The following is a 239-nucleotide window of genomic DNA, read 5'->3' on the forward strand; positions in this document are numbered from 1 at the left end:
ACTGGCTGCAACGGTGCGGTTATCATCAACGCCACGGTTTCGGGTTTAAGAATACGCCCATCAACGCCGCTGGCAACAAGGTCAGCACCACGGTATACATGATGCGGTTGCTACTATTGCTGGTATGGTTGAAGACCCAGCTAACCCAGGTACTTACACAGGTACTTGGGCACATGAAGGTACCAAACCAACGCAGTTTGCATCAGCGTTAGCTTGTTGGCACAGGTTGAAGATCTCTT

Annotated in this window: 1 protein-coding gene; it reads left to right on the forward strand. The window is 50.6% G+C overall.

Going from position 1 to position 239, the window contains the following annotated elements:
* Positions 1–212: hypothetical protein (locus L9G74_RS21905; RefSeq protein ID WP_238899013.1), on the forward strand; the 212-nt coding region annotated here is incomplete at its 5' end.
* Positions 213–239 lie beyond the last annotated feature (27 nt).

The sequence above is a fragment of the Shewanella electrica genome (assembly GCF_022321485.1).
GTDB classification, from domain to species: domain Bacteria; phylum Pseudomonadota; class Gammaproteobacteria; order Enterobacterales; family Shewanellaceae; genus Shewanella; species Shewanella electrica.